Annotated in this window: 2 protein-coding genes; both read left to right on the top strand. The window is 46.1% G+C overall.

Going from position 1 to position 1,891, the window contains the following annotated elements; genetic code table 11:
- The first annotated feature begins 166 nt into the window (after window positions 1-166).
- Window positions 167-529 carry a hypothetical protein gene (locus tag VST71_00010; protein ID MEC4684113.1) on the top strand — a complete coding sequence of 121 codons (363 nt, stop codon included), beginning with the start codon at window positions 167-169 and terminating at the stop codon, window positions 527-529.
- Between the two features lie 186 nt (window positions 530-715).
- Window positions 716-1,891 (top strand): HDOD domain-containing protein (locus tag VST71_00005; GenBank protein ID MEC4684112.1); only part of this gene is annotated, 1,176 nt, incomplete at its 3' end.

Here is a 1,891-nt window from a genome sequence, read left to right as displayed (position 1 = left end):
CTCGGATTATTATATGGTGCAGTGTTCCCGGGGCATCAAGCCTTGCCTGCCGTGGCATTTCTTTCTCCGTGTTGTTTTTGTATTTGCCTTCCCTGACTTCATTACTATAGCATAGTTAGTCAACGTAGTCAATAACGTCCCCTAAGTCTGCCCGCCGAAAGAGAAGATGACGGAAGCAACAGCCATGTACAATCTCCTAAGAAATATCGGCGGGAGTGTAGGTGTGGCCTTTGTCACAACCATGCTTGCACGGAGGGCTCAGTTCCACCAGTTCAGGCTCGTAGAAAATCTGACCCCTTTTAATCCCTCGTATGCCATAGCAAAGGAAAAGCTCTCTTCAGCCATGACAACCGCCGGTATTCATACAGCAAATCCTGACGCCGTAATCTACTTCGAACTCCAGCGTCAGTCACACATGCTTGCCTTCAATGATGCCTTCTTTCTGCTCGCTATCATGATGCTAACCATACTGCCACTTATCTTTTTGATGAAACGTGGAGGTGCACAGGCTCAGCCCACCCTGCATTAAGCCGTTAATTACTGAATTTAGGGGAGATCCTATAGTCCCCTAAGTTCCTCATCGCACTGAAATTCCGAAAAAACAGTTATGAAAAAAGGAGAAATGTTAAAGTTTATCTCAGGCCGGACGATAAATTATAAATACAGTCAGTGGTTTCATGAATACACTTGATGCTATATCAAGCAACATCGTTATATGGAAAATCTAAAAACTGAAGGGTTTAACCCAACGAGGCTGCCCTCACCGCCCGTCATTGCCATCAGGGTACTTGAGGCTGTCAAAAAAGACGATTTCTCCTTTAAAGAACTGTCGGAGATAATCGCTTCCGATCCTGCCCTGACTGCCAAGATACTGAGTATTGTGAACTCCTCGTTCTACGCCCTTCCCTACAAGGTTGACAGCCTTGAGAAGGCCGTAAGCATACTCGGTGTGGACGCCCTGAAGAACATCGCACTCTCCTTCATGATCATTTCCCATATGATGAGCGACGACAACGAACTGTTCGATTTTAATTTTTTCTGGAAGAGGTCTCTAACTGCAGCGGTTGCATCGGGGATCATATCCAAACATATTGGGGGAAAGACCGATGACACATTTGTAACGGCCCTTCTTATGGATATCGGCATAATAGTGATGTATCTGGTGGACCCCCTTAAATACCAGCAAGTTCTCGATCAAAAGCGATTCACCGGCATGGATGTCGTTGGAGCCGAAAAAAAAGTACTGGGCTATGATCACCAGAAAACAGGATCCGAGGTATTGAAAAAATGGGGCCTTCCCGAGAGTATCTTTCTGCCGATTGCCTGCCACCACAACACCGTGCCCTGTCCCGGGGAATTAAAGGATACTGTAAAAATACTCAGGATCTCGGATATGGCCTCATCCTTTTATCACTCCAGCAGGGGTATTGATAAACTGAATAAACTCCGTTCCTTTCTGAAGGATGAATTCGGGCTTGAAGAAGGCTTTGCAAACACATATATAGACTCCGTAGCGGAAAAAACCGTTGAGATACTATCTTTCTACAACCTCGATCCGGGCAACTTCAAACCTTACTCTGAACTCCTGATGGATGCCAATGAGGAACTCGGCAGGGTTAACCTCTCATACGAACAGCTTGTTATCAAGCTCAAGCAGGAAAAAAAGAGGGCTGAAAAATTTGCAAGTGAACTCCAGACAGCAAACGAAAAACTGAGAAAACTGGCATTCAGGGATGGCCTGACCGGGCTCTATAACCACCTCTACTTCCAGGAACTCATGGAGCGGGAGATGGAAAGGGCAAGCCGGTATGGACACCCGCTGTCACTTATAATGATAGACATAGACCTCTTCAAGAAGATCAACGATACATACGGACATCCACAGGGGGAC

It is taken from the genome of Nitrospirota bacterium, assembly GCA_035873375.1.
In the GTDB taxonomy this organism is placed as follows: Bacteria; Nitrospirota; Thermodesulfovibrionia; order Thermodesulfovibrionales; family JdFR-85; genus BMS3Bbin07.
Note: the sequence above shows the minus strand (reverse complement) of the source record. Positions and strands in the feature narration are given on the sequence as shown.